The organism is Actinomadura sp. WMMA1423 (assembly GCF_006547145.1).
Classification (GTDB): Bacteria; Actinomycetota; Actinomycetes; order Streptosporangiales; family Streptosporangiaceae; genus Spirillospora.
This window is the reverse complement of sequence record NZ_CP041244.1, coordinates 2,222,969-2,247,214: the sequence shown is the minus strand read 5'-3', so window position 1 is coordinate 2,247,214 and position 24,246 is coordinate 2,222,969. Positions and strand designations below refer to the sequence as shown.

Annotated in this window: 20 protein-coding genes and 1 pseudogene; 9 read left to right on the top strand and 12 right to left on the bottom strand. The window is 73.9% G+C overall.

The window, feature by feature from the left end; all coding sequences use genetic code 11:
- Positions 1-69 precede the first annotated feature (69 nt).
- The 4 genes from FKD65_RS10395 to FKD65_RS10380 are packed head-to-tail and all read left to right on the top strand — an operon-like array spanning position 70 to position 4,184.
- A complete protein-coding gene (locus FKD65_RS10395) occupies positions 70-1,089 on the top strand; it encodes a transposase (RefSeq protein ID WP_240810072.1) in 1,020 nt (339 codons plus the stop codon).
- A gap of 33 nt (positions 1,090-1,122) precedes the next feature.
- Complete coding sequence (locus FKD65_RS10390) at positions 1,123-1,806, top strand: LppX_LprAFG lipoprotein (protein WP_141577253.1); 684 nt, start codon at positions 1,123-1,125, stop codon at positions 1,804-1,806.
- On the top strand, positions 1,803-3,530 hold the full coding sequence (locus FKD65_RS10385) for an MFS transporter (protein WP_141577252.1): 1,728 nt from the start codon (positions 1,803-1,805) through the stop codon (positions 3,528-3,530). The genes FKD65_RS10390 and FKD65_RS10385 overlap by 4 nt, the downstream gene beginning before the upstream one ends.
- A gap of 42 nt (positions 3,531-3,572) precedes the next feature.
- Complete coding sequence (locus FKD65_RS10380) at positions 3,573-4,184, top strand: hypothetical protein (RefSeq protein WP_141577251.1); 612 nt, start codon at positions 3,573-3,575, stop codon at positions 4,182-4,184.
- A gap of 15 nt (positions 4,185-4,199) precedes the next feature.
- Here the strand turns inward: FKD65_RS10380 and FKD65_RS10375 are convergent, their stop codons facing one another.
- From FKD65_RS10375 to FKD65_RS10345, 7 genes are all read right to left on the bottom strand, one after another.
- Entirely contained in the window at positions 4,200-4,913 is a 714-nt protein-coding gene (locus tag FKD65_RS10375; RefSeq protein ID WP_205718622.1) for a 3-keto-5-aminohexanoate cleavage protein, read from the bottom strand.
- A gap of 12 nt (positions 4,914-4,925) precedes the next feature.
- On the bottom strand, positions 4,926-6,893 hold the full coding sequence (locus FKD65_RS10370; protein WP_240810071.1) for a hypothetical protein: 1,968 nt from the start codon (positions 6,891-6,893) through the stop codon (positions 4,926-4,928).
- A gap of 42 nt (positions 6,894-6,935) precedes the next feature.
- Positions 6,936-8,252, bottom strand: coding sequence for an adenylosuccinate synthetase (locus FKD65_RS10365; RefSeq protein WP_240810070.1), 1,317 nt, complete (start codon positions 8,250-8,252; stop codon positions 6,936-6,938).
- 11 nt (positions 8,253-8,263) lie between these two features.
- Positions 8,264-9,235, bottom strand: a complete 972-nt coding sequence (locus tag FKD65_RS10360; protein ID WP_141577249.1) for a hypothetical protein — start codon at positions 9,233-9,235, stop codon at positions 8,264-8,266.
- Between the two features lie 12 nt (positions 9,236-9,247).
- A complete protein-coding gene (locus FKD65_RS10355; protein WP_141577248.1) occupies positions 9,248-10,276 on the bottom strand; it encodes a molecular chaperone DnaJ in 1,029 nt (342 codons plus the stop codon).
- Positions 10,277-10,434: 158 nt separating this feature from the next.
- Positions 10,435-11,268, bottom strand: coding sequence for an NUDIX domain-containing protein (locus FKD65_RS10350; protein ID WP_141577247.1), 834 nt, complete (start codon positions 11,266-11,268; stop codon positions 10,435-10,437).
- Between the two features lie 230 nt (positions 11,269-11,498).
- Complete coding sequence (locus FKD65_RS10345) at positions 11,499-13,439, bottom strand: amino acid permease (RefSeq protein ID WP_240810069.1); 1,941 nt, start codon at positions 13,437-13,439, stop codon at positions 11,499-11,501.
- 377 nt (positions 13,440-13,816) lie between these two features.
- On the opposite strand from FKD65_RS10345, the gene ggt reads away from it, so the two are divergent.
- From ggt to FKD65_RS10330, 3 genes are all read left to right on the top strand, one after another.
- Positions 13,817-15,736: a gamma-glutamyltransferase gene (gene ggt / locus FKD65_RS10340; protein ID WP_240810068.1), complete on the top strand. Its 1,920-nt coding sequence runs from the start codon at positions 13,817-13,819 to the stop codon at positions 15,734-15,736.
- Between the two features lie 53 nt (positions 15,737-15,789).
- Positions 15,790-16,152: a divalent-cation tolerance protein CutA gene (gene cutA / locus FKD65_RS10335; RefSeq protein ID WP_141577245.1), complete on the top strand. Its 363-nt coding sequence runs from the start codon at positions 15,790-15,792 to the stop codon at positions 16,150-16,152.
- Between the two features lie 92 nt (positions 16,153-16,244).
- Entirely contained in the window at positions 16,245-17,171 is a 927-nt protein-coding gene (locus FKD65_RS10330; protein ID WP_141577244.1) for an oxygenase MpaB family protein, read from the top strand.
- Positions 17,172-17,259: 88 nt separating this feature from the next.
- Here the strand turns inward: FKD65_RS10330 and FKD65_RS10325 are convergent, their stop codons facing one another.
- The 5 genes from FKD65_RS10325 to FKD65_RS10305 form a co-directional block, all read right to left on the bottom strand.
- Positions 17,260-17,559, bottom strand: coding sequence for a metal-sensitive transcriptional regulator (locus tag FKD65_RS10325; RefSeq protein ID WP_089312530.1), 300 nt, complete (start codon positions 17,557-17,559; stop codon positions 17,260-17,262).
- Between the two features lie 88 nt (positions 17,560-17,647).
- On the bottom strand, positions 17,648-18,238 hold the full coding sequence (locus FKD65_RS10320; protein WP_141577243.1) for a histidine phosphatase family protein: 591 nt from the start codon (positions 18,236-18,238) through the stop codon (positions 17,648-17,650).
- Positions 18,239-18,306: 68 nt separating this feature from the next.
- The gene (gene ald / locus FKD65_RS10315; protein WP_141577242.1) at positions 18,307-19,422 is read right to left on the bottom strand and encodes an alanine dehydrogenase; all 1,116 of its coding nucleotides are present in this window, start codon (positions 19,420-19,422) and stop codon (positions 18,307-18,309) included.
- A 156-nt stretch (positions 19,423-19,578) separates the two neighbouring features.
- Positions 19,579-20,742, bottom strand: coding sequence for a glycerate kinase (locus tag FKD65_RS10310; RefSeq protein WP_240810067.1), 1,164 nt, complete (start codon positions 20,740-20,742; stop codon positions 19,579-19,581).
- A 183-nt stretch (positions 20,743-20,925) separates the two neighbouring features.
- On the bottom strand, positions 20,926-22,371 hold the full coding sequence (locus FKD65_RS10305) for an NCS2 family permease (RefSeq protein WP_141577241.1): 1,446 nt from the start codon (positions 22,369-22,371) through the stop codon (positions 20,926-20,928).
- 203 nt (positions 22,372-22,574) lie between these two features.
- On the opposite strand from FKD65_RS10305, the pseudogene FKD65_RS10300 reads away from it, so the two are divergent.
- Together FKD65_RS10300 and FKD65_RS10295 are read left to right on the top strand one after the other, a co-directional pair.
- Positions 22,575-22,892 (top strand): annotated as a pseudogene (locus FKD65_RS10300) (PucR family transcriptional regulator); the annotation flags it as partial.
- Between the two features lie 14 nt (positions 22,893-22,906).
- Positions 22,907-24,205, top strand: a complete 1,299-nt coding sequence (locus FKD65_RS10295; protein WP_141577240.1) for a helix-turn-helix transcriptional regulator — start codon at positions 22,907-22,909, stop codon at positions 24,203-24,205.
- The last annotated feature ends 41 nt before the right edge of the window (positions 24,206-24,246 follow it).

The window sequence follows — 24,246 nt, the reverse complement described above, 5'->3', positions numbered from 1 at the left end:
CGGTTCTTCTTCGAGAGTGCCCCAGCCTCCACGCAGGGAGGAAATGGGCTCTTGTGGAGCAGGTCGGGGATGGCGGGGTGTTTCGGCGTCCGCCGGGCGCTGAGACACCTTCAAACCGCGTTCACCAACTTCTTCGCCAAGCGTGCCGCCTACCCGCGGTTCAAGTCGCGCAAGCGGTCGCGTTGCTCGGCCGAGTACACCCGCAGCGCCTTCACCTGGCGTGACGGGAGGCTGACGCTGGCCAAGATGGCCGAGTCGCTGGATGTCCGCTGGTCGCGTCCCCTGCCTGAAGGGTCGGAGCCGAGCACGGTAACGGTGTCGTGCGACGGCGCCGGACGCTGGTTCGTCTCGATCCTTTGCCAGGACACCATCCCCGCCGCTGCCTTCACGGACGCGGCGGTCGGGACCGACGCCGGGATCAGCTCCCTGGTGACCCTGTCCACGGGGGAGAAGATCGCCAACCCCCGGCACGAGCGCCGGGACCGCGCCCGCCTGGCCAAAGCACAGCGCAGCTTGTCCCGCAAAGCCCCCGGTTCGGTTAACCGGGACAAGGCGCGCCGCAAAGTTGCCCGGGTACCCGCGCGGATCGCCGACCGGCGCCGCGACTTCCTGCACAAGCTGTCGACCCGTCTCGTCCGTGAGAACCAAACGGTCGTGATCGAAGACCTCACCGTCGGCGACATGCTCAAGAACCACACGCTGGCCCGCGCCATCTCCGACGCGGCGTGGCGGGAACTGCGCCGCATGCTGGAGTACAAGTGCGCCTGGTACGGCCGCGACCTGGTCGTGGTCGACCGCTGGTTCCCCTCCACCAAGCTGTGCGGAACCTGCGGCACGACCCACGCGAAGCTGCCGCTGGACGTCCGCGAATGGACGTGCGAGTGCGGCAGTGTCCATGACCGCGATGTGAACGCGGCGCGCAACATCCTGGCCGCCGGGCTGGCGGTGTCCGCCTGTGGAGACGGTGTAAGACCTCAACGGGGTTCCTCCCGGACGGGGCGGTCGTCGGCGAAGCAGGAAACCCAGTGGGCGACCACCGGGACCCTCCGCCTTCAGGCGGAGGAGGAAGTCAAACCCTGTACCGAGTGACGGGCGCCGGTACCCGTCGGTAGGGTCCCGCGTATGTCCAGACGCATCCTCGCTCTCGTGCCCGTCCTGCTGGCGCTGGTCTTCGCCGGCGCCTGCGACGGCGGGTCCGGCGGGCCCGCTAAGAAGGCGGACTTCGACGCCGCCCAGACGCTCCGGCAGGCCTCGCAGGCCATGGGGGCGCTGAAGAGCGTCGCGTTCACCCTGGAGTCCGAAGGCAAGACGCCGGTGATGGTGAAGAGCGGCGACATGAAGCTGCTCCGCGGCGGCGACGCCGAGGGGACCCTGACGGTGGAGCAGCAGGGCCAGAACGTCGAGATGAAGGTCGTCGCGGTCGGCGACAGCATCTACCTGGACGCGGGGACGGGCGGCTGGCGCAAGCTGCCGAAGAGCCTGGCGGCGAGCGTGTACGACCCGGCGGCGGTGCTGGACCCGCAGCGGGGGATCGCGAAGCTGCTGTCGTCGGCGCGCGAGCCCTCGCCCGAGGCGGTGGAGAAGGTCGACGGCAAGGAGGCCTACCGGGTGGCCGCGAAACTGCCCAAGGAGCAGATCGCGGGCCTGATCCCGGGCATCGACGAGGACATGGACGGCCAGGTGTGGGTGGCCAAGGCCGACCACCGGCTGCTCAAGGTGCGGGGGGCGTTCCCGAAGGGTCAGGGCGCGGTGGTGATCAGGTTCACGGAGTTCGACGCGCCCTACAAGATCAGCGCGCCGCGGTGAGCGCGCGGCGCCGCGTCGCGATCGGGGCCGGCGGCGCGGTGGTGCTGCTGGCCGCGCTGGACGCCTACGTCGTCACGACGATCCTGCTGCCGGTCGTCAAGGACCTCGGCATCCCGGTGAACCGGCTGGAGCGGGTGACGCCGGTCCTCACGGGGTTCCTGCTGGGGTACGTGGCCGCGATGCCCCTGCTCGGGCAGCTGTCGGACAGGTTCGGGCGCCGGCCGGTCCTCCAGGTCTGCCTGGTGCTCTTCGCGGCCGGGTCGGTGGTGACGGCGCTGGCGCACGGCGTCCCGGTGCTGACGGCGGGCCGGGTGGTGCAGGGCGTGGCGGGCGGCGCGCTGCTGCCGGTGACGATGGCGCTGGCGGGCGACCTCTGGGAGGAGCGGCAGCGGCCGGTCGTGCTCGGCGCGGTGGGCGCGGCGCAGGAGCTGGGGAGCGTGCTGGGCCCGCTGTACGGGGCGGGGATCGCGGCGGCGCTCGACTGGCGGGCGGTCTTCTGGATCAACCTGCCGCTCGTGGCGGTGGCGATGGCTGCGGTGCAGGTCGCGGTGCCGGGCGGGCGGCGGGCCGGCCCTGAGATGAGCGAAGCGAACCGGGGGGTGTGGGGGGTCGACTCCCCACAGGAAGCGCGGCTGAGCGAAGCGAACCGGGGGGTGCGGGGGGTCGACTCCCCACCGGAAGCGCGGCCCGGTGTGGACGTCGTGGGCGGCCTGCTGCTGGCGCTCGGGCTCGGGCTGCTGGTCGTGGCCGTCTACAACCCGGAGCCGCAGGAGGCGGCGCTGCCGTCGTGGGGCCTGCCGGTGCTGGGCGCGGGCGCCGTGGTCCTGGTGCTGTTCGTGCTCTGGGAGATCAGGTCGAGGACGCGGCTGCTCGACCTGTCGGGCGTGCGGCGGGGGCCGCTGCTGGCGACGCTCGGCGTGAGCCTGCTGTCGGGCGCCGCCCTGATGGTGACGCTGGTGGACGTCGTGCTGGTCGCGCAGACCGTCCTGCACAAGGACGCGACGGACGGCGCGCTGCTGCTCACGCGCTTCCTCGTCGCGCTGCCCGTCGCGGCGGTGGCGGGCGGCCTGGTGGCGCGCCGGGTGGGGGAGCGGTGGCCGATGGCCGCGGGGATGGCGGTCGCCGCCGGCGGCTACCTGCTGATCGCCGGCTGGCCCGCGGACCTGGCGAGCGCGTCGTACGGGCCGCTGCCGAGGATGGACGTCGACCTCGTGGTGACCGGCCTCGGGCTCGGCCTGGTGATCGCGCCGGTGTCGTCGGCGGTGCTGGCGTTCGTCCCGGCGGCGCGGCACGGCGTCGCGTCCGCGGCCGTGGTGGTCGCGCGGATGATGGGGATGCTGCTCGGGATCTCCGCGCTGACCGCGTGGGGGTTCCACCGGTTCCACGCCCTCACCGCCGACCTGAAGCCGCCGCTGCCGTTCCTGATGTCCAAGGACGAGTTCGCGCGGCAGATGAAGATCTACAATGCGGCGCTCCAGGACGCGCTGCGGACCGAATACCAGGAGATTTTCTGGATCACCGCCGGCCTGTGCCTGCTGGGAGCGCTGCTCGCCCTGGCCACCGGAGCGCCGCACGGGACCGGGAAACCGCCGGAACGCGGGCCCCGGGACGATGGCCGGATTCGGTCATCGGCCCGCTATAACGGCCCTGAAATGGGAAATGATTCGGCCACCGGTGATGTGCCGATCAACGATCGCGGGAATATCCTGGGAAAGGACGGCTAAAGGCCTCTTGCCGGGAGGGCACACCCGGGGAGGTGAACGCAGATGCGCAGGTCCGGCATCGGCCCGGGAGACACGCCGCTCACCAGGCTGCGCCGGCGGCTCGGCCTGGAGCGCAGCGAGCTGCGCCGCCCGGTCGACCGCGTCCAGCGGCTGGCGGCCCTCGTCCTGCTCCTGCTCCTGCTCGCCGTCGCCCCGCCGCTCGCGGCCTGGACCGCGGCCTGGTCCTACTCCGCGGGGACCCGCGCCGAGCAGGCCGAGCGGGCGGAGCGCCGCCAGGTCGTCGCCACGGTCACCTCGACCGGCGGCATCGGCTCCTCCGGCGACCGCTACATCCACGAGACCGTCCAGGCCAGCTGGCCGGGCGCGAACGGCCGGCTCCACGTCGGGACGCTGCCGAGCTGGAAGAACGCCAAGGTCGGCGCGCACCGGACCATCTGGGTGGACCGGCAGGGCGAGCCGACCGTCCGGCCCCGCGCCCACAGCCGCACCGTCACCGACGCCGCGTACGCGGGCGGCGCCACCGTGCTCGGCTGCGCGGTCCCCCTCCTGTGCGCGTACGCCCTCGTCCGCCGCCGCTGCGACCGGCACCGCGACGAGTTGTGGGAGGCCGACTGGGCGCGCCTCGACGCCGCGGGCCACAACCCGCGCTCCTGATGTCGCCCGCCGGCCCTAGGGAATGAGGGCGCGGGCCGTCTGGATCAGGACGGCGTTGTCGCCGGCGGGCGAGCCGTCGGGCAGTTCGAGGGTGTCCTCCAGCCCGATGCGGACGTCGAGGTTCAGCCGGGCGGCGAGCCGCAGCACCGGCCAGGCGCCGCCCTCCTCGCCGTGCAGCAGGATCGGGCGCGACAGCCGGGACCCGAGGTCGTGCAGGAGCGCCTTGGCGGTGTCGGTCGCCGTCTCCGGGTCGGTGTCGGTGACCTCCGCGAGGATGCGCAGCACGTGGTGGGCGTGCGGCCAGCCCAGGAACCGCTCGACCGCGTCGGTGCCGGAGAAGATGCCGGCCTCGATCGCGACGCCGCGCTCGAAGAGCGCCTCGGCGACCAGCTCGGCGCCCTCCTCGTGGAAGTTCACCGACGCGTGGTCGGGGAGGACGGTCCAGGAGCGCACCAGCGCGGCGCGCTCGACCGGGTCGGGCGCGGCCCAGGCGCCGGTGGTCACGCCGACGGGCATCGACGGGACGGCGGCGCGGACGGCGGCGACGGTCTCGGCGACGCGGGGCGCGTGCAGCGTGTCGGCGCCCGCGTCGTCCTTCGGGTGCAGGTGGGCGTCCTCCGCGCCCACGTCGGCGGCGGCCCGGACCGCGGCGGCGATCTCCTCCGGGGACGTCGGCACGCCGTCGGTCCGGCTTCCGTTCGGGCAGACCTGGAGCATGCTTCCGATCATCTCAGGTCCGGGTCAGGGCGTGATCACGCAGGGGCCCCCGCCGCAGACGTCCACGACGGCGCCGGTCGTGAGGAACACCGCCTTCTGCCGGCGGGCCTCGGCGTTGCTGCGCGGATCCGAGTGGGGGTCGCGGCCCTCGGTCGGAGGCGTGTTCGTGAGCGGCGGGACCGGCGAGCCGCTGTCCCACACGACCATCGCGGATCCGTCGTGCGACGAGCCGAACGTCGGGATCCCCCAGTAGGGCGCCTTGTCCGGGGAGCGCCCAGGGACGACCGTGGGAGCGTGGACGCGGGCGCCGATGGTGCGCGCCTCGACCTCGGCGGCGACCGGGGCGACCTGGTGGTCGCCGAAGGCCACGTGCATCAGGACACGGTGCTCCGGCGTGTTCGGGAGCGGATCGTCGGTCATGTGCCAGGCGTAGCCGTTGGCCTCGCCGCGGTCCCACAGCATCTGGATCAGCGCGAGACCGATCTGCTGGTCGAGCCGGTCCGGGTAGAACAGGTCGAGGACCTTCGCGTACTGGGGGAAGTCGGCGCTGCGGTTGAGCAGCGTGCTGTAGTTCATCGCCGGGACGCCGAGGACGGCGCGCCGGATGTCGGGCGAGACGGCGGTGAGCGCGCCGCCCATGATGCCGCCCTGGCTGTTGCCGTCGTAGGTGAGCTCGGCCCCGGTGTCGATCAGGGGCGCGCCCGCGCCGTTCTGGAACGCCTTGTTCCCGGCGAACCCGCGGGTCATCGCGCGCCCGAGGAAGGTGAAGTTCACGAGGCTCTGCTGGAGGCGGTCCGCGACCGTCCGGAAGCGGGTGAGGTCGGCGAGCGCGGAGACCACGTTCGGGACGTCCTCGTCCGCCATGCCGATCCACTTGGTCGCGCAGAACACGAAGCCGTGCTCGGCGGCCATCGCCTTGACGTTGCCCGCGTCGACCTCTCCCTCGCCGCCGAGCAGCCCGTGCCCGTAGAGGGCGGGGCGCGCGGGCCGGGTGAGCGCCGAGCGCGGGATCTCGCACTGGAACGGGACCGCCTGGGAGTTGCCCGGCAGCCGCGAGGGCAGGCCGTCCGCGCCGCGGTGCAGGGACGAGCCGGGCACCCCGCCGTACTGGTCGAGGTAGCTCGGGGCCCAGACGACCCCCTTCACCTCGCGGGCGATCTTGTCGTCCACGTCGTCGGTCACCTGCGTGACGAGGAACGACGGGGAGCGGTCGCCGAGGCCGCGCAGCGCGTCGTCGCGCATGTGGAGCACGGGGCCCGTGAGGCTCTGGCGGCTCGCGACGGTGAAGTCCCAGGCGAGGTAGAGGCCGTCCCTGCCCACCCCGCGGGCCTGGAGCGCGGAGAGGACCCGCTTCTCCTCGCGCTGGCGCGCCGCGAGCGGGTCGCCGGGCGGCAGGTCCGGTCCGAGGATCTTGGCGAAGGAGGCGTTCGGCCCGATCGGGTTCCCCGACGCGTCGCGCAGGTTGCGCAGCGCGACGGCGTAGCGGTGGCCCTCGCGGAAGTTGCGGGCCGGGCGGACGATCAGCGCCCGGCGGTCGGCGGGCGCGTTCGCGTCCAGTTCCGCCCAGTACGGCCAGCGCTCGCCCGTCGCGGTGTCGACGATGACGATCGGGGCGTCGTCGCGCAGCGAGGCGCCGATGTCGGTGACGGGCGCGGCGCCGGTGCGGGCGAGGTCGAGGCCGGGGACCCGGCTGAGCAGCATGGAGCCGGGGGAGAAGCCGTCCGAGCGGTTCCACTCGCCCGGCGACACGGGAACGCCGAGCGAGTTCTTCAAGGTCGTGGTCAGGTGGACGCGGCGGCCGGTGGCCGTCCCGCCGTCGGCGACCGTGTGCCAGTCGTTCGGGAACGGCAGCAGGCACGCGGCCGGGTCGATCGGGTCGCAGCCGTCGCCGGTCTGGGCCGCGGCCGGCGGCGCGGCGGCCGGGCCGGTCAGCAGCGCGGCCGACGCGGCGAGCGCCGCGAGGGCCGACAGGGTGCGCTGGGGGAGACGCAACGTCCACCTCCGGAGATCCGCGGCGTTAGCGGGATCTTGGTCTCAGCGAACGCTCAGGTCAATGGGTGTCCAGAAGTGGTCAGCCCTCTTGTCGGCTGAGGTGGGGCCGTACGACCGCAGGACGACGGGCGCGCCCAGCGCGCCCTCGATCGTGTCCACGGGGTCGCCGAGCGGGGCGTAGACGGGGCGCGCCGCCAGGAGGCGGCGGGTGAGGGCGGCCTGGCGGTCCAGGTCGGGCGGTCCTGTCTCCAGGCGCCCGACGCGTTCGCCGTCCATCTCGTAGGAGCGGCAGACGCGCAGGTCTGGACGTGCCCCCGCTACATCCAGGTGCGTGACCGCCAGGCCGTCCACGCCGCCCGCCACCTCCAGCGCGTACCGGAGGGCGACGGCGTCGAGGTGTCCGACGCGGAACGCGCCCTGCCAGCGTCCCGTGCCGTTGTGCGGATCGGGGAGGTCCGCGGTCAGCGCCGGGTCCTCGGTGACGAACGGGCCGGGGCCGTGGCGCGTCGCGTACGCGCGCAGCACCCCGAGGCGCGTCGCGGACGCGCCGGCCTCGGCCAGCAGCGTCTCGGCGTTGGCGAACGTCGTGGTCGACCACGTCGTGTACGGGTGGAAGCCGTGCCACTCGTCCAGCAGCACGCCCTGGGCGCCCTCGAACACCACGTTCCCGCTGCGGAGCAGGGCGCGCAGGTGGCCGGGGCCGACGATGCGCACCCGCTCGGCGAAAGCCGTGAACGCGTCGGCGCAGGCCCCGGCGTCCGGGACGTCCTCGCCGCCGGGGAACGCCGCCAGGTACCAGTCGCGGACGGCGGCGAGGCGGCGCCGCAACCGGGCGGGCGACAGGCAGTCGCCCGCCCGCGGCGCGTCGCCGTGCTCCAGGGCGTAGGACGCGGTCTCGCCGATGCCCATCCCGCACGACCCGTGCCGGGCCGCGCCGCGCGCCGACTCCCTCGCGCGGTTGGCGGCCCGGTGGTAGGGCGTCGTCAGCAGGGCGTCCCGGTCGACGGTGAGCCGGTCGAGCGCGTCCGGGACGCCGACCGCCCGCAGGTGGTCGGCCTCGGCCGCGAGCGCCAGCGGGTCGACGAGCATGAAGCGCGACAGGTGCGTCCGGACGCCCGGCACGAACGTGCCCGAGCCGAACTGGGCGAAGGTGTGGTGCCGCCCGTCCGGGGCGACGACGTTGTGCGCCGCCTGTGCGCCGCCGTTGAACCGCACGACCGCCGTGACCTTCTCCATGGGGAGACGGCCCCTGAGGGGCGCGGGCGAGCCGGGGCCCGCGGGGGGCGCGCCGGTGCGGCAGAGGTGGTCGACCACCGTGCCCTTGCCCGCGTCGCCGTAGCCGAGGTCGACGACGATCATGTAGCCCATGGTCAGAGGCGGGTCGTCGCGGACGGGCCGGCGGAGTCCAGGCCTGGCGGCGTGGAGGAGACCGCGACCGGGGCGCGTGCGGCGTCCAGCCGGGCGAGCGCCCGCGACACCGACTCGCCGGCGTCCGATCCGGCCTCCGCCAGGTGCTCCAGGCCCTCGCCGAGGTCGATGGCGTCCTCGGCGAGCCCGATCGTCAGCGCGATCGTCTCGCAGACCGCGTCCAGGTCGTCCAGGTAGAGCACGTTCTGGCCGAGCAGCCCCTGCCAGAAGTCCTTCAGCTCGCGGCTGCCGGAATGGTAGGCGCCCTCCGGGATGATGAAGTACACGTCGTACCTGCGCTGCAGTTCGCGGACGAGTTCGGCGATCGGGACGTCCTCGTCAGGCTCGCCGCCGATCACCGCGGCGATCTCGCGCCGCTTCGCCTTCGGGTAGGCCAGCTCGTCCCCGATCATGAACAGGTAGCCGCGCTTCCCCCGCTTGTCGAAGCAGTCGATCGAGGTGTGCCGCGCCATGAAGTACATGGCCAGCTCGTAGGACTCGCGCATCTGGCCGCCGCCCCCGCCCTCGAGGAGGATCTTGCCGAGGTCGTCGTCCATGCGGTTGTCGGCCTCGAACTGCCCGATCTGCAGCGGCGCCCGGTCGCAGGTCGCGTCGCCGACCGCTCCGAACAGGATGTGCGGGTGCTCGACGTACCCCTTGCGCAGCAGCAGCCCGAGCAGGTCGGGGAGCTTGGACTGCAGGGTCCGCGGCACGGTGCCCATCGAGCCGGTCACGTCGAACAGCACGCCGATCGCGAGCGACTCGGGGTGGTCGCCTGAGTCCCGGCTCTCCCGGGCGGTCACGCCGCGCGGGTCGAGGTCGGGGTGGACGGAGGTGGCGCCGCCGTCGGAGTAGGCGAACGCGCTGGCGCCGGTGGACGCGCGGTAGCTCGCGCGGGCGGCGTAGACGTCGGTGGACCAGTTTCCGCTTCCCATGATCTGTCTCCTTCAGCGGGTGGCGGGCAGGTGGAAGGGGCGGAAGCGGCGCGGGCCGTAGAGCCGCTCCAGCAGCTCGTCGAGCTCGGCCAGCAGCCGCCAGGCGTCGGCGGGGCGCCGGTTCTGCGCCGGCAGCGTGCAGCCGCGCGCGAACGAGCGCATCGCCTTCGGGGCCTTGTCGCCCATCAGGTCGGTCATGCACCGGGTGGCCATGAAGATGTCGGTCGCCGGGCTCGCCGGCCGCCGTCCCGGCACCTCGGGCGGGTACCAGCCGGCGTACCGGTCGACCATCGCCGGGACCCGGCCCGAGGGGTCGGTGTGCGCGTAGCAGCCGGGGACGGAGTAGCACCAGTCGACCAGGACCAGGCCGTGCTCCTCCGGATGGATCATCACGTGGTCGGGGAGCACCGCGCCGTGCAGGACGCCCGCGCGGTGGGCGAAGCCGAGGCCCGCCAGCAGCCGCCGCCACATCCAGGCCGCGTCGCGGGGGTCGACGCCGCCGGGGTGGGCGCGCCGGACCTCGGCGAGGGTGTGGAAGCCGTCCAGCGCCTCGATCACGTTGACCTGCCGCTGCGTCCCGGTGGCGGCGTCCCGGTGCCGGAACGACTCGACCAGCCGCGGGACGTACGGCAGGAACCGGGCCTCGCCGTCCTTGGGGAGCTGGCGCAGCGCCACGGCCTCGCGTTCGAGCAGGTCGCCGTCGGCCGGGTCGCGCGGCATCTTCAGCAGCACCTCGCGTCCGGGCTCCGGACGCGCCGCGTACAGCAGCGCGAGGTCGCCGCCGGCGGGGTCGCCCTCCAGCCGGTAGGCGTGGCGGCGCGTGGTGATCAGCGTCTCGTCGCCGCGGTTGTAGGCGCGCCAGAGCGAGGTCAGCCTGACGAACGCCTCCCGGGTCCGGCCGGCGGTGGCGTCGGGGTGGACGAGCCGGGCCAGCCGCCGGTAGCGCCGCACCGCCTCCGCATCGTCGTCGCCGAACAGGTCCGCGGGCCCGCGCGCCCGGTCGACCCGCGCCAGCGCCTCCTCCAACTCACCGACGCTCATCTGTGCCTCCTGTGGGGGGCGACCCCCCCACGCCCCCCGGTTCGCTTCGCTCATCTGTGCCTCCTGTGGGGGGGCGACCCCCCACGCCCCCCGGTTCGCTCCGCTCATCTGTGCCTCCTGTGGGGGGGCGACCCCCCACGCCCCCCGGTTCGCTCCGCTCATCTGATCTCCTCCTCGCGACTGGGCCGCAGGAGGGCGGGGTGCAGGAGGCGGGCGTCGCCCGCGCGGTACAGGCGGGGGCGCGGGCCGCCGCGCCTGCCGCCGCGGTCGGACGTCGCACCGGTGCTCTCCACGAACCCGGGCACCGACAGGACCTTGCGGTGGAAGTTCCCCGCGTGCAGCTCCTCGCCCCACACCGCCTCGTACACCGAGCGCAGTTCGGGGATGGTGAACTCGCCGCCGCAGAACGCCGTGGCGAGCGGCGTGTACTCCAGCTTCCCGCGGGCCCGCTCCAGCCCGTCCGACAGGATCCGCGCGTGGTCGAACGCCAGCCGGCGGGTGGTGCCAGGGCGCTGGTCCCCGGACTCGGTCAGGCCCAGCGCGTCCACCGGGACCCACGCGGCGTCGGCGGCGTCGCCGCCCGCCTCGGGGTCCGGCAGTTCGGGCGCGAACGCCAGGTGGGCGACGGAGATGACGCGCATCCGCGGGTCGCGGCCGGGGGAGCCGTAGGTGCCGAGCTGCTCCAGGTGGACGCGGCCGAGCATCCCGCCCTTGGCGCTGAGCCCGGTCTCCTCGGCCAGTTCCCGGACGGCCGCGTCGGGCAGGTCCTCGGCGTCGGTGCCCTGGAGCGGGCCGCCCGCCTGGACGAACCCGCCGGGCAGCGCCCACATCCCTTCGTAGGGGGCGTGCCCCCGCCGCACCAGCAGGACGTGGAGGGCCCCGTCGCGGATGGTGAGCGCGACCACGTCCACCGTCACGGCGACCGGGTCGTAGTCGTGCGGATCGTAGTTCGCGAGGAACTCGCTCTCGTCGCGCCTCGGCTCGGGGGCCATCCGCTTCCTCCCGTCGATCTCGGGGTGAGTAAGTCTCAGGTTGAGTTCATCTCGGTATGAGAAGAACATAACCCCGACGGCGGCCGCTGTCCAGCCCGCTGCGGGAGACGGAACGAGGGCGCCGCCCCCCGGGAAGGGGGCGACGCCCTCGGTCGAGACGTCCTCAGGTGCCCGGCGGGTCCGCCGTTCGGCGGAACTTCACAAGATTGAAGTTCTCGGGTCCGGCCTCGTCAGCGCCGGTGCCGGCCGCCGTGCGGGGGCTCGTGGTGCTCCCCGCCCTGGCCGGGCCCGCGGGGCGGGCCGTACGGACCGCCCCGGTGGCCGCCGGAGTCGCGGCCCCCGGCGGGGTGGCCGCCGGACGAGTAGGGGTCCGGCACGCCCGGGTCGAGCGCGTACGGGTCGTCCGGAGCGGGCGGGTGCGGCTCGCCGGGGCGGGGGTCGCGGGCGAACTGGCCGCCCGGCTGCCGTCCCGTCGAGTAACGGCCGGTCGGGTAGGGGCTCTCCGGCGGCCCGGCCCGCCACTCGGCCTGCCAGGGTCCCGTCCCGTACGGCCCGGGGGCGGCGAAGGGGTCCCGCGCGCCGGGGGGCGGCGCCATGCCGGGGGGAGGGGCCATGCCGGGGGGCGGGGCAGGGGCGAGGCGCGCGGCGGCCGGGCGCTCGGGCGGCGCGTCCAGGAGCAGCTTCATCTGGCTCTTGCGGCGCCCGTAGAGGAGGTAGAGGACGAGCCCGACCGCCATCCAGACGGCGAAGTACCCCCACGTCCGCACGTTCAGGTTCAGCATCAGCCAGCCGACCGCGACGATCGTCACGAGGACGACCAGCGGCGCCGCGGGCATCCGGAACGGCCGGTGCAGGTGGGGCTGCGAGCGGCGCAGCGCCAGCACCGCCGCCGCGACGAACAGGAACGCGAACAGCGAGCCGATCACGACGAGCTGCTCCAGCGTGAGCACGTCGATCGTCTGCGACATCACCACCGCCGCGCCGCCGGCGATGAGCGTGGCGCGGGAGGGCACCTTGTAGCGGCTCATCGCGGCCAGGGGGCGCGGGAGCAGGCCGTCCCGCGAGATGGAGAACACGACCCGGGTCAGGCTGATCATCAGCACCAGGATCACGGTGGTCAGGGCGAGCATCGCGCCGACGTCGACGATCTTGCCCATCGCGCCGGCGCCGACCGAGTCGAACGCCGCGGCGAGCAGCAGCTTGTCGGAGTTCAGCTTGGCGATGCCGTCCATCCCCATCATGCCGACCAGCGCGAACGCGACGGCCACGTACAGCACGATCGCGGTGACCAGGGCGGTGAGGATCCCGCGGGGGACCTTGCGCGGCGCGTCGTCGGTCTCCTCCGACGCCGTCGCGATCAGGTCGAACCCGATGTAGGCGAACGCGATCGCGGGCGCCGCCGCGAGCATGCCCCAGGTCCCGAAGACGTGCGGGGTGCCGCCGCCGAACGCGCCCAGCACCGCGTCCAGCACCGTCTTGCCGCCCTCGGGCGCGGGCCGGGACGGGGGCAGGAACGGGGTGAGGTTGCCGGGGTGGAAGAACTTCAGCGCGGTCGCGATCACGAGCCCGATCACGATGACCTTGGCCATCACCATGAACCACAGGGACTTCAGGCTCAGCCGGCTGCCGCTGGCGAGCATCAGGACCACCAGCAGCAGGATGCCGAGCGCGAACAGGTCCGGCCCCTTCTGCTGCCCGATCAGCTCGCCGAGCCAGCCGGGGATCGGGACCCCGAAGTCGTGCAGGGCCTGCGTCGCGTACAGCGACCAGACCCGCGCGAGCACCGACGCGGCCAGCAGCAGCTCCATGATCAGGGCCCAGCCGACGACCCAGGCCCAGACCTCGCCGAAGGCGACGTAGCTGAAGGAGTAGGCGCTGCCCGCGACCGGGATGATCGAGGAGAGCTCGGCGAAGGCGAGCGCCGCCAGCACGCACACGCCGCCCGCGATGAGGAACGACACGAGCACGCCGGGCCCGGCGGTGGAGGACGCCTGCTCGCCGGCGATCTTGAAGATGCCCGATCCGATCATGACGCCGAGTCCGAGCACCACGAGATCGCGGGTCCGGTAGACCACGCGGAGCCGGTGCCGTCCGCCGTAGAGCCGGCCGGTCGCCTGCTCCACGGGCAGCCGGCGGAACATGTTGTTGCGCATGCGCATGTCCAAGGTCATAGGTGGGTCCCTCAAGGCCTGAACCCGCGCCGCTGTTCGCGAGGTGACGGCTTGTCGAAGCCCCTAAGAATTCACCAAGTATGGGCAAAATAGCAACGTTTTGTAGGTGTTTCCTGTAGTCGAGCCGTTGGCGGATCCTGCCAAACCGCAGGTCGACGACGTGCAGGGCCCCTCACGCTCGGCACATGGAGGCCGAATCCCTTTCTGGTGGAGCGTTCCGAGCGAATACGCCTCATTTCCAATGGGGAAAGCGCTTAATGATCTTTAGGGCGCATGGGCCGTCCGGACGGGGCGCGACCGGGGTCGGCCGACCCGGACGGTGGCGCGGGCCGAAGATCGATGACAACGTAGGGACGCCGCGTTCGTCTGGAGGTCCGGTGTTGCGCTCCCCGTCGCCCTCGCAAGCGTCGTCGCCCACGCAGGCGTCGCCCCCGTCCCGCACGCCGGCGCCGCGGGCGCGGACCCGGCGCCGCACGGCCGTCGTGGCCGCGCTGACGGTCGCCGCGTCCCTCACCGTCCCGGTCGCCGCGGGCGCCGCGCCGGCCCCGAGGCCCGCGCCGGGGCGCCCGGCGCCGGCCAAGAACCCGGTCGCGACCGGGTTCGGCGGAGCGGTCTCCACCGTCGACCCGGACGCCAGCCGGACGGCCCTGGAGGTCCTCAGGCGCGGCGGCAACGCGATGGACGCCGCGGTCGCGTCCGCCGCGACGCTCGGGGTCACCGAGCCGTACGTCTCGGCCATCGGCGGCGGCGGGTACATCACCTACTACGACGCGAGGACGCGCCGCGTCCACACCTTCGACGGCCGCGAGTTCGCGCCGAAGCGGATGCGGCCCGACTCCTTCGTCGACCCGGCGACCGGCAAGCCGCTGCCGTTCGACCAGGCCGTCACCAGCGGGCTGAGCGTCGGCGTGCCCGGCACCCTCGCCCAGTGGGACCTCGCGCTGCGCAGCTTCGGCACCCGCGACCTCGGCACCCTGCTGCGTCCGGCGATCAGGGTGGCCGACCGGGGCTTCGTCGTCGACCAGGAGTTCCACGACCAGACCGCGGTGAACGAGGCGCGCTTCCGCGACATCGCCCCGACCCGCGAGCTGTTCCTGCCCGGCGGGAAGGTGCCCGAGGTCGGCTCGGTGTTCCGCAACCCCGACCTCGCCGGCACCTACCGGCAGCTGGCGAGGCGCGGCCCGGACTGGTTCTACCGGGGCGGGCTCGGCGAGGAGATCGCCCGGACGGTGGCCAGGCCGCCGGTGGACCCGAAGGCGACCCGGAACGTGCGCCCCGGCCTGATGGAGCGCGGCGACCTCGCCGCCTACCGGGCGGTGCCCCGCAAGCCCACCCACGTCTCCTACCGGGGAGCGGACGTGTACGGCATGCCGCCGTCGTCGTCCGGAGGCTCCACGGTCGGGGAGGCCCTCAACATCCTCGGCAACTTCCGGCTCGACCCGCGCGACCCGGTGACGGCCCTGCACTACTACCTGGAGGCGTCCAAGCTCGCCTACGCCGACCGCGGCCGCTACGTCGGCGACGCCGACAAGGTCGACGTGCCGCTGGAGGAGCTGCTCTCCCCCGGGTTCGCCCGCGAGCGCGCCTGCCAGATCAAGCCGGACCAGGCCGCCGCCGCGCCGGTCGCCCCCGGTTCGCCCGACGGGCGCTACGAGCCGTGCGTCCCGGCGGGCACCCAGACCAGGGCGCTGGCGTTCGAGGGCCCGCAGACCACCCACCTCGTCGTCGCCGACAAGTGGGGGGACGTCGTGTCCTACACGCTGTCGATCGAGCAGTTCGGCGGCAGCGGCATCACCGTCCCGGGACGCGGGTTCCTGCTGAACAACGAGCTGACCGACTTCTCCTTCCAGCCGCCGGCGCCGGGCCAGCCGTCCGACCCGAACCTGCCCGGCCCGCACAAGCGGCCGCGCAGCAGCATGTCGCCGACCCTCGTGCTCAAGGACGGGCGCCCGATGCTCGCGGTGGGCACGCCCGGCGGTTCGACGATCATCACCACGGTGCTGCAGATCCTGATGAACCGCCTCGACCTCGGCATGGACCTGCCCACCGCGCTCGCCGCCCCGCGCGCGACGCAGCGCAACACCCCGCAGGTGTTCGCCGAGCAGGGGTTCATCGACCGGTACGGGCGCGACCTCGCGGCCCGCGGCCACCGGCTGGAGCTGTTCCCCGGCCCGCCGCAGGGCGTGATCGGAGCCGCCACCGGGCTGGAGTTCCTGCGGCCCGGCCTCGTCCAGGCGGTCGCCGAGCCGACCCGGCGCGGCGGCGGCAGCGCGCTCGTCGTCCGCCCGGCCCGTTGACACTTGCCTACCCGGGTGCGTGCCCCGGCCGGTGAACGGGAAGGAGTCGTGCCATGGCGCACTCATACGTGCAGGTGACGACCGCGACCGACTCCCGCGCCGAGGCGGCCGAGCTGGCCCGGTCGGCGGTCGCCGAGCGGCTCGCGGCCTGCGCGCAGCTGGTGGGCCCGATCGCCAGCACCTACTGGTGGGAGGGCGAGATCGAGTCGGCGGAGGAGTGGATGGTGCTCTTCAAGACGTCCGCCGACCGGTTCGACGAGCTGGCCTCCCTGATCACCGAGGGGCACTCCTACGACACCCCGGAGATCATCGCCACGCCGGTGGTGGCGGGCAGCATGGACTACCTCGCCTGGATCACCGAGCAGACCGAGCCGGGGGAGCGGGACGAGGCGATCGCCGAGGACGAGCAGGATTGATCGTGTGATGCCCGCCGTGGCAGGGTAAGGCTTCATTTACACGGCGGGGCGACGCCCTGCCGCGGCGGCGGAAGGCGGTCGAGGTGCACGAGATGAACGGGGTGCCCGAGGCCGGCGGGGCGAACGGGGCCGGCCGGGCACACGAGCCCGGCGTCCACGGGCTCGACGTGGTGGGCCAGGACCACGGCCTGTTCGGTCCCGGCTCGGTGACCTGGCACGTGATGGGCGAGCCCGTGCTGATCGTCGGCGGGATCAGGGCCCTGCTGCTCCAGGCGCTGCACCCGCGCACGATGTGGGGGACCGCGCAGAACTCCGAGCTCATGGACCCCTCCGCGGCCTGGTCGCGGCTCGTCCGCACGGTCGAGTTCGTCCGCGTCCGCACCTACGGGACGCACGAGGAGGTCGAGCGGGTGGGACGCCGCGTCCGCCGCCTGCACTCCAAGCTGACCGGCCTCGACATGCGCACCGGGGAGGCGTTCCCGGTGGACGACCCCGAGAACCTGCTGTGGGTCCACATGGGCGAGGTCGACTCCTACCTCGACGTGGCGCGCCGCGCCGGGGTGCCGCTGACCTCCCGCGAGGCCGACGAGTTCGTGGACGAGCAGCGCCGCGCCGCCGCGGTCGTCGGGCTCGACCCGGCGGACGTGCCGGCCACCGTCGCGGAGATGCGCGACTACTACGCGCGGATGCGGCGGCAGATCTGGGCGTGCCGGGAGGCGCGCGAGGGCCTGCGCCGCATGTTCAGCCCCGCCGTGCCGCGTCCGCTGCTGCCGCTCAAGCTCGCCGCGCCCGGCCTCGGGGTCCTGGTCGTGTCGACGCTGCCGCGCTGGGCCCGCCGCATGTACGGGCTGCCGGGGCTGCCGACGTCGGACCTGGCCGCGACGGTGACGCTGAAGGGCCTCTACCGCACCTCGCAGGTCGTCCCGGAGCGGTTCCGGTACTCGCCGGACGCCCGGCGGGCCAGGCGCCTCACGCGCGAGCAGGAGACGGGCCCGGCCACCTGGTCGATCGCCTCCTGAGCCGCACCCCCCGGGGGCGCGGCACGACCGCGGGCGCCGTGCCGGCCGACCGCCGGGCCGGACGGCGAGGACGCCCGGGGGCGTTCGCTCAGCCGCGGCGCATGAGGCGTCCGACGGCGGCCATCAGCTCGGTCGACATCGCCTCGCCCTTGCCCTCCTCGGCGCCCTCGGCCACGCAGTGCCGGACGTGCCCGTCCAGCAGGCCGAGCGCCACCTTGTCCAGCGCCGCCTGGACGGCGCTGATCTGGGTGAGGATGTCGATGCAGTAGCGGTCCTCCTCGACCATCCGGTCGATGCCGCGCACCTGCCCCTCGATCCGGGCGAGCCGCGTCTGCAGCTGGTCCTTCGTGGCGGTGTACCCGCGGGTGGGGGTCTCGCTTGTCGCCATCGCCGTCCTCGCAATCCTTTCGGGGGCGCACGCCCGGGTACCCCTGGGGGACATCCCCCAACAAGTACCTTATGTGTTCGACGCGCGCTCAGGGTGACGGCACGTTCCAGGCGCTGACGACCGGCCGGTCGTGCTCGGTGCCCAGTGCCGAGACGGTCCCGGTGTCCAGCGCGAACAGCCTCCCGAGCGCGGGCTCCAGGCCCAGCCACCGGGCCGTCAGCACCCGCAGGACGTGCCCGTGCGCGACCAGCGCGACGTCGCCGCCGTCCAGCAGCGGCCGCGTCCGCGCGAGGACCGCGTCCGCCCGCGCGCCGACCTGCTCCACCGTCTCGCCCGGGTGGGCGGCGTCGCCCGGGACCACGCCGTCGTCCCACAGGAACCATCCGGGCCGCTCCTCGCGGATCTCCTCGGAGCTGACGCCCTCGTAGCCGCCGTAGTCCCACTCCCAGAGGTCGGCGTCGGTCCCGTCCACCCGCAGGCCCGCGAGCTCGGCCGTGCGCCGCGCCCGCTCCGCCGGGCTGACCAGCGTCCGCGCGAAGCTCCGCCCGGCCAGCGCGCCGCGCAGCGCGGCGGCCTGCTCCTCGCCCCGCGCGGTCAGCGGCAGGTCCGTCCGCCCGGTGTGCCGGCGCGCCCGGCTCCACTCGGTCTCCCCGTGCCGCACCAAGATCAGTTCACCCATGCCCGGCTGTCTACCCGGCGGGCCGCGTCCGAAGAACCCCCGAACGGGTGAGGGGACGGGGGAGGCCGTCAGCCGAGGACCGAGGCGAGGGGCGTGCGGGTGAGGCCGTGGGCCTCGGCGACGTGGTCGTAGACGAGCGCGCCGGCGTGGGTGTTGAGGCCGAGGGCCAGGGCGGGGTCGGCCTTCAGCGCCTCGCGCCAGCCCAGGTCGGCGATCTGGACGGCGTAGGGGAGCGTCACCCCGGTCAGGGCGTAGGTGGAGGTGTTGGGGACGGAGCCGGGCATGTTCGCGACGCAGTAGAACGTCGAGCCGTGCACCTTGTAGGTGGGGTCGGCGTGCGTGGTGGGACGGGAGTCCTCGAAGCAGCCGCCCTGGTCGATGGCGATGTCGACCAGCACCGAGCCGGTCTTCATGCCGGCCACCAGCTCGTTGGAGATCAGCTTGGGCGCGCGGGCGCCGGGGATGAGGACGGCGCCGATGACGAGGTCGGCGGCGCGGGCCTCCTGCTCGACCGTGTAGGCGCTGGACACGAGGGTGTGCAGCCGGCCCTGGTAGATGGAGTCGATCTCGCGCAGCCGGTCGAGGTCGACGTCCAGGACGGTGACGTCCGCGCCCATGCCGACGGCGATCTGCGCGGCGTTGAGGCCGGACACCCCGCCGCCGATGACGACGACCTTGGCGGGCGCGACTCCGGGCACGCCGCCGGGCAGGACGCCGCGGCCCCCGTTGGACGACATCAGGTTGTACGCGCCGACCTGCGGCGCGAGCCGCCCGGCGACCTCGGACATCGGGGCGAGCAGCGGCAGCGAGCCGTTCGGGAGCTGCACGGTCTCGTAGGCGATCGCGGTGACGCCGGCCGCCAGGAGCGCGTCGGTGCACTCGCGCGACGCGGCCAGGTGCAGGTAGGTGAACAGGACCTGCCCCTCGCGCATCCGGTGGTACTCGGGCGCGACCGGCTCCTTCACCTTGAGGATCAGCTCGCCCTCGGTCCAGACCTCGTCGGGGCCGTCGAGGATCTTGGCCCCGGCGGCGGCGAAGTCGTCGTCGGGGATCGCCGAGCCGGTGCCGGCGCCCCGCTCCACGAACACCTCGTGGCCGTGCCGCGTGAGCTCGTGCGCGCCCGCGGGCGTGATCGCCACCCGGTACTCGTGGTTCTTGATCTCTCGTGGGACGCCGATCTTCACCGGGGGCTCCTCTGTCAACGCTGACCAGGACGTACGCCTCCAGCGTGCGGCGCCGGGACGAACTCCGGCTATGTGCAGTCTGTCAAGGCCTCGACCCTTTCGACGACATGGTGTAAAGCCCCGTCCGCCCGGCCCGGCCGTTGGAGCGATCCGGGACTAGGCCGCGCCGGGGGGCAGCCACTCGTCGGCGATGGCGACCGTCAGCTGCTCCAGCAGCGGGCCCGCGCGGCGGACGCGGCGCTCGTCGTCGGGCTCGATGTCGGCCAGCGCGTAGGCCGCCTGGATCCGGGCCTTGCGGAGCTGCTCGCCGGTGAGGCTCCGGCGGCCGGCCACCGCGACGACCGGCGCGCCCGCGCGGGCGGCGGCGCGGGCGACGTGGACCGGCGCGCCGCCGCGCAGGGACCGGGCGTCGAGGACGCCCTCGCCGGTGACGACCAGCCGGGCGCCGCGCGCCTTCTCGGCGAATCCCAGCAGGTCGAGCATCAGGGCCGGGCCGGGCTCGATCGTCGCGCCGAGGAAGGTGAGCGCGGCGAACCCGACACCGCCCGCCGCCCCCGCGCCGGGCAGGTCGCGGGCGGCCTTGCGGGCCGCCGCCTCGGCCAGGTCGGCCCACCGGCGCAGGCCCGTGTCCAGCAGGCGCACCTCGTCGCGGGTCGCGCCGCGGCGCGGCCCGTCCACGGCGGCGGCGCCGGTGCGGCCGAGCAGCGGCCCGGCGGGCTCGCCCGCCACCACCACCTCGATGCCCGACATGTCGGGAAGGCCGCGCAGGTCGAGGGCGTGCAGCGACCGCAGCGCCGCCCCGCCGGGCGGCAGGTCCCGGCCGAGCGCGTCGAGGAGCCGCCCGCCGAGGCCCTGGACGAGGCCCGCGCCGCCGTCGGTGCACGCGCCGCCGCCGAGGCCGAGGACGATGCGGCGCGCGCCGAGCCGGACGGCGTGCGCGAGCAGCTGCCCCGTCCCGAGGCTGGAGGCGGTGAGCGGGCGCTGCCGGCCGCCGGGCAGCCGCCGCAGCCCGGACGCCTCCGCCAGCTCGACCACCGCGCGGTCGCCGTTCAGCGCCAGCCGCGCCGTCACCGGGCGCCCGGTCGGCCCGCACACCTCGACCTCGACCCGCCGCCATCCGGCCGCCACCGCGGCCTCGACGGTGCCGTCGCCGCCGTCGGCCACGGGCAGCTCCACGAGCGCGACGCCGGGCCGCGCGCGGCGCAGCCCGACCGCGAGATGACGGGCCGCCCGCGCCGCGGTCAGCGCTCCCGGGAACCTGTCAGGCGCCAGCAGGACGTGACCTGGCGGAGACGGGTGGGAGGGAGAGTCCGCGGACACCACAGCCACGCCTTTCACGCCGGGGGGTAAGGCCCTACCTTCTGCTTACGCCATGAAGGCACTATTTGACACCCGCAACGGCCCCCGAGACTTCCGAACGGGCGAGTTCCGTCGCGGAGCGGTCACCGTGCGTCCCGGTGTTTCCCCGGCGGGGGCCGATCGCGCGCGGGCGATCCGGCGGGATCAGGTGACGCCGAGCCACTCCTCGATCGGATGGATGGCGAAGAAGACCACGAAAAGGGCGGCCACGATCCACAGGGCGGGGGAGACCTCGCGCGCCTTCCCGCGGGTGGCCTTGATGACGGCGTAGCCGACGATGCCCATGCCCAGCCCCGTGGTGATCGAGAAGGTGAAGGGCATCAGCACGATGGTGAGGAAGGCCGGGATCGTGATCTCCAGGTCGTTCCAGTCGACCTTGGCGACCTGCGTCATCATCAGCGCGCCGACGACCACCAGGGCGGGGGCCGCGGCCTGCGCGGGGACGGTCGCCGCCAGCGGGGTGAGGAACAGCGTCACCGCGAACAGCGCCCCGGTGGCGATGTTGGCCAGGCCCGTGCGCGCGCCCTCGCCGACGCCCGCGGCCGACTCGACGAACACCGTGTTCGCGGACGAGCTGGTGAGCCCGCCGAACGCGGCGGACAGGCCGTCCACCGACAGGATCCGGCCGAGCCGCGGCACCTCGCCGCTCTCGCTCACCAGGCCCGCCTCGTCGCTGATCCCGAGGATCGTGCCCATCGCGTCGAAGAACCCCGACAGCACCAGCGTGAAGAGCACGACCAGCGCCGTGATGACCCCGGCCCGGCCGAACCCGCCGAACAGGGAGATCTCGCCGAACAGCCCGAAGTCGGGGGCGGCGAACAGCTTGTCGGGCATGTCCGGGGTCACCACGCCCCAGCCGCCCTGCTTGACCGAGGCGTTCTCCTGGATGACGACGGCCGCGACCGTCCCGGCGACGATGCTGATCAGGATCGCGCCGGGCACCCGGCGCACGTACAGCACGATCATCAGCAGCAGGGTCGCGGCGAACACCAGCGTCGGCCACGTCTCCAGGCGGCCGCCCGTGCCGAGCGACAGCGGCGGGCTCGTGGCGCTGGAGGTGACGAACCCGGCGTCGTAGAGGCCGACCAGCGCGATGAACGCGCCGATCCCGACCGCGATCGCGTGCTTGAGCGCCAGCGGGATCGAGTTCATGATCCGTTCGCGGATGCCGGTGACCGCCAGCAGTACGATGACCGCGCCCTCGATCACGACGAGCCCCATCGCCTGCGGCCAGGTCATCACCGGCGCCGCCTGGAAGGCCACGACCGCGTTGATGCCGAGGCCGGCGGCCAGCGCCAGCGGGGCGTTCCCGACCAGCCCCATGATCACGGTGGTGACCGCGGCCGACAGCGCGGTCATCGTGGTCAGCTGCGGGATCGACAGGGTCGCCCCGGTGACGTCCTTCGCCCCGCCGAGGATGAGGGGGTTCAGCAGGATGATGTAGGCCATCGCGAAGAACGTGGTGACGCCGCCGCGCAGCTCGCGAGGGACGGTGGTATCGCGCGCGGTGAGGTCGAACAGCCGCTCCAGCGGCCCGGACCCGCCGGCCGGCGGTGAATCGTCGGCCGGTCCGGCCTTGGTCTTGGACATGAAGGGCGCTCCGCTTTCAACGGCAGGGTCTTCGGAAACGGCGTGCACAGGGTAGCCCTACAGGGGGCGCTTGTGGCCACCCCCTCCCGTGGGGGCCGCGAGCACCCGCTGAGCGGAGATTTCGGGAAGTGATTCCCGCCCTCCGCAGCGTGACGGGGGCGATGCGTCCGCTATAGCCTGCCCTGGTGCGAATGCGAGACTCCGCCGGGGCGACGGCCCTGGACTCCTACGCGTGGCTGCTGGCGTCCGTCCCCGAGCGGACCCGGTCGTCGTTCCGCGCGCGGATGCTCGGCCCCCTGGAGGAGTACGACACCACCAGGCAGGCCGATCTCGTGCACACGCTGGAGGTCTTCCTGTCCTGCTCGGGTTCCTGGAGCCGCACCGCGGCCCGGTTGCACGTCCACGTGAACACGCTTCGGTACCGAATCCGGAGAATCGAGGACCTGACCGGCAGGGATCTCGGCAGACTTGAGGACCGAGTCGACTTCTTCCTCGCCCTGCGCGCGGCGAGCACCTTGTAGGCGGTGGTCAAACGATGGATCGGGAGACACTGGGGCAGCGCATCCGCGCCCTGCGGATCCGGCAGGGCGTGAGCCAGGCGCAGCTCGCCTTCCCCGAGCTGTCCGACAGCTACATCTCGCTGATCGAGAGCGACAAGCGGGTGCCGGCGCCGAGCGTCGTCGAGCTGCTGGCCGCGAAGCTGAACTGCTCGGCGACCTACCTCGTCAGCGGCGTCAGCGAGGACGTCGTCGACGATCTGCGCGTCACCCTCGACTACGCCGAGATCGCGCTCAGCAACGGCGCGGCGGCCGAGGCGCGGGCCCGCTACTCCGAGGTGCTCGCCAGCGCCGACGCGGTCGCGCTGCCCGAGATGCTGCACCAGGCGCGCTGGGGCCACGCGCTCGCGCTGGAGGCCGAGGGCGAGCTGGAGGGCGCGATCGAGGAGCTGAAGGCCCTCACCGAGCAGGCCTCCGCCGAGGCCGACCTCGACCACTGGGCGAAGGTGCACGTCGCGCTGAGCCGCTGCCTGCGCGAGCGCGGCGACATCAGCGCGGGCGTCGAGGCCGCCGAGACGGCGCTGCGGCACCTGATCGCCACCGGCGCCGACTCCACCGACGCCGCCGTCGACCTCGGCGCGGCGCTGCTGTCGGCGTTCATCGAGCGCGGCGACCTCGTCCGGGCCCGCCAGCTCGCCGCCCAGCTCGTCGAGCGGGCCGAGCGGATCGGCAGCCCCCGCGCCCGGATGGTCGCCTACTGGGAGGCCGCCTACGTCGCGGAGATCCGCGGCGAGTACGACGAGGGCGTCGCGCTCGCCGAGCGGGCGCTGATGCTGGCCGGCGACGGCGAGGACCCCCGCAACCTCAACCGGCTCCGCGTGATCTACGCCGGGCTGCTGCTGCGGGCCCGGCCCGACCAGGCCGCCCGCGCCCGCGAGCTGCTCGCCCGGGTGCGCGGCGAGATCAGCGCCAGCTCGTCCGGCGAGATCGACGTCGCCTGGTGCCTGACCGAGCTGGCCCGGGCCGAGACCGCGCTCGGCCGCCCCGCCGAGGCGGTCGCGCTCGCCGAGGAGGCCCTCGACCTGCTCGGGGACGCCCCGCGCCGGGCCACCGCCGGCGCGCTGACCGTGCTCGGCGAGGCGTCGGTGCGGCTCGGCCGGCACGACCGCGCGGTCGAGGTGCTGACCCGGGCCGCGACCTGCCTGGAGGAGATGGAGTCCTCCCGGGAGGCCGCGCAGGCGTGGTTCGACCTCGCCGAGGTGCTCGCCGGGACGGGGACCTCCGACGAGCCCCGCATGGCCGCCTACCGCCGCGCCCTGACCTGCGTCGGGGTGTAGCCGAACCGTCCCGGGCGCTGCCGCGTCAATGAATAATGCTG